This is a genomic window from Streptomyces sp. NPDC056948 (assembly GCF_042674225.1).
GTDB classification, from domain to species: Bacteria; Actinomycetota; Actinomycetes; order Streptomycetales; family Streptomycetaceae; genus Streptomyces; species Streptomyces purpurascens.
Genome location: NZ_JBHUQX010000680.1, coordinates 1 through 3,035 on the forward strand (window position 1 = coordinate 1; position 3,035 = coordinate 3,035).

The following is a 3,035-nucleotide window of genomic DNA, read 5'->3' on the forward strand; positions in this document are numbered from 1 at the left end:
GCAGGTTCCCCCGCGCAGGTCAGACCCCGAAGCCCGCGCAGGTCAGGCCTCGAAGCCCGCGCAGGTCAGACCCCGAATCGGGACACCGTCCGGCGTGCCTGCCGGGTCCTGCGGACCAGGGCGTACCCCTTGGTCAGGGCACGGTCCCTGGCGAACGTACGGGCGATCGCGCGGCCCTCGATCACCCGCTCGAACTCGTCGATACCCGTGCCGCGGCGCACCGTCAGGCGCCGCAGGGCGTACGGCCCCTGCGTGCGGCGCGCGAGGCCGTTGCCCACGGCGAGTGCCTGGGTGTACCCCGTCTCGCGCACCGCCTGCCGGACCCGGCGGCTGGAGTAGCCGTAGGGGTAGGCGAACGAGGCCGGAACGGCGCCCAGTTGGTCCGCGACGATCTCCTTGCAGTGGATCAGCTCGAACCGCAGCGTGGCATCGGAGACCTGGTCGAGCTGGGGATGGCTGTGGCTGTGCCCGCCGATCTCGACGCCCGCCGCTGCGAGCTCGCGGACCTGGTCCCAGTCCAGCATGGTGTCCAGGCCGCCGCCGGTGTCGTACGGCCCCTGGAGCCACCCGGTCGAGACGAACAGCGTGGCCGGGAAGCCGTGCTTGGCGAGCACGGGCAGCGCGTGCCGGTGCACGCCCTCGTAGCCGTCGTCGAACGTGATGAGGACCGGCCGTTCGGGCAGCGGGCGGCCGGAGCGCCAGCACGCGGCGAGACCGGCCGTGGTGACGGGCGTCAGCCCCCGGTCCGCGAGCACCGCCATCTGCTCGGCGAACGCCTCCGGGGTCACGGACAGCGCGCGGGTCGCGTCGTTCGGGTCGGTCGCGACCGCGTGGTACATGAGGACCGGTACGCGTACGTCACTCACGGGCCCGCACCTCCGCCGGCACGGACGGCTGCGCCGTCTCCACCGCGGGCACCGAGAACGTCGCCCCGCCCCGGCGGGCCCGCACGCTCCCCACCACGTACCCGCCCGCCGCCGTCAGCACCCCGGTGACGATCGCGCCCGCCCGCCCGGCGCCGCCCGGCCGGGCCAGCAGGGCGTCCCGCAGGCCCCGGGCCACCCCGGCCGGCAGCACCCGGGTCGCGTACCTGCGCTCCGACTCGAGTCCCTTCCCGGCCCCGACACTTCGGGCCACCAGGGCCTTGGACAGGCCCTCGGCGTAGGCGCGCGTACGGAAGTAGCGGAAGTGCTCACGGACCTCGGGCACCCGGTGGTGGATCACCGCACGGTCGTCGATCAGCAGCACCGCGTCGGGCCGCGCGCGGCTGAGACGGATGCACAGTTCCGTCTCCTCGCAGCCCAGCGGGCGTTTGTCGCCGTCCCTGCCGATGCCGGTGGCGAAGCCGCCCGCCGTGTCGAAGGCCGTGCGGCGGAACGAGGCGTTGCCGCCGAGCACATTGCGCACCCGGACCCGGCCGCGCGGCAGACCCCGGTAGGTGCAGCCCACCACCCAGTCGAACTCCTCCGGGAACCAGTCCGGCCGCCGCCCCGAAGCCCACACCGGCACCGTGCGCCCGCCGACCGCCATCACCCGCGGGTCGGTGTAGGCCTCGGCGAAGTGCCGCAGCCAGTCGCGCTCGGCCACGGCGTCGTCGTCGAGGAAGGCGACGATCTCGCCGCGCGCCGCCGCGATCCCGGTGTTGCGGCCCGCGGACAGGCCGCGGGGGCCCGCGTTGGCGAGCACCCGCACCACAGCGCCCTCGGAGGGCTCCTTGTACTCCTTGGCCAGCCGCTCCCGGAGCGTGTCGTTGTGGTCGACGACCAGCAGCGTCTCCAGGGCCGGCCGTGACTGCGCCCGCACCGAGGAGACCGCCGCGAGGATGTCCTCCCAGCGGTCCTCGGTGTACGCGCAGATCACGACAGAGATGCCGGGACCGCTCAAGACACCTCTCCCCGCATCGCGTCCAGCATCGGCGACTGGGGCGAACGGCGGCGCAGCGCACGGCGGTTGGAGCGTTCCTGGAGGATCACCCGCAGCACGCGCAGCCCGTCCCGCACGGCCCGCAGATTGCTGGTGCCGTGGATGCGCAGATACTCGTAGCTCGGGATCTCCTGCACCTTGAGCCCGGCCTTGACGACCCGGATGTTCATCAGGGTCTCCACCTCGAAGCCGGTGCAGTCGAGGTCGATCTTGTCGAGGCAGTGCCGCCAGAACGCGTTGTACCCGTAGCACAGGTCGGTGTAGCGGGCGCCGAACTTGCGGTTGACGACCGTGCACAGCGCCCAGTTGCCGAGCTTGCGGATGAAGGTCATGTCGTCGGTGCCGCCGCCGTTGGCGAAGCGGGACCCCTTGGCGAAGTCCGCGCCGGAGACCAGGGCGGAGACGTACGACAGGATCTCGCCCCCGTCGGCCGAGCCGTCCGCGTCGACCATCACGATGATGTCGCCGGTGCAGGCCTGGAACCCGGTGATCAGGGCGTCGCCCTTGCCCTTGCCGCGCTGCTCGACGACCTTGACCTCGGGCCACAGCTCACGCGCCACCTGGACGGTGTTGTCGGTGGAGTTCCCGTCGACCAGGACCACTTCGTGTATCCAGTCGGGCAGGGTCTTGAAGACGTACGGAAGATTCTCCGCCTCGTTCATGGCCGGGATGACCACACTCACCGGCGGCGCGATGGCCAGGTGAGAAGAGACGGGCCGGTACTTTCCGGCGACCGGCGGATGCTGCTCCGCGGCAGCCGGCTGCAGAACTGAGCTCATGAGTCTGGTCCCTCTCGTCCGGTGGACCGCCCCCCCAGGGCAGTCCGGATCCAGTCCGGTTCGAAAGGGGGGTTCTCACCCGTGGCACGCCGAGATGGAGCTTCGGGCACGCCGGGTGAGCTGGCAAAGCTGGCCGACCGCGAAAACGGCAGCCGACCGCGCGGCACGGCCCGGCCACCATGTGCGGTCACCGAGCACGGCACCCCCCTACCGCGCCCCGCGCCGGTACGTCGCGGTCCTTGAGCCCTCCCCTAGAGCCGCGTACTGACGGACCGATGCGGGTGAGATGTATGACGGTATTGACGATTGAACCCGTATGGCAAGACCTGGAAC

General features: G+C 71.8%; 3 protein-coding genes. All 3 read right to left on the reverse strand.

Features of this window, described 5'->3' with window-relative positions; genetic code table 11:
• Positions 1–65: 65 nt before the first annotated feature.
• The 3 genes from ACFTZL_RS43415 to ACFTZL_RS43425 are packed head-to-tail and all read right to left on the reverse strand — an operon-like array spanning position 66 to position 2,702.
• The gene (locus ACFTZL_RS43415) at positions 66–866 is read right to left on the reverse strand and encodes a polysaccharide deacetylase family protein (protein WP_382595710.1); all 801 of its coding nucleotides are present in this window, start codon (positions 864–866) and stop codon (positions 66–68) included.
• The gene (locus tag ACFTZL_RS43420; RefSeq protein WP_382595713.1) at positions 859–1,884 is read right to left on the reverse strand and encodes a glycosyltransferase family 2 protein; all 1,026 of its coding nucleotides are present in this window, start codon (positions 1,882–1,884) and stop codon (positions 859–861) included. The genes ACFTZL_RS43415 and ACFTZL_RS43420 overlap by 8 nt, the downstream gene beginning before the upstream one ends.
• The gene (locus tag ACFTZL_RS43425) at positions 1,881–2,702 is read right to left on the reverse strand and encodes a glycosyltransferase family 2 protein (protein WP_382595716.1); all 822 of its coding nucleotides are present in this window, start codon (positions 2,700–2,702) and stop codon (positions 1,881–1,883) included. The genes ACFTZL_RS43420 and ACFTZL_RS43425 overlap by 4 nt, the downstream gene beginning before the upstream one ends.
• Positions 2,703–3,035: the final 333 nt, after the last annotated feature.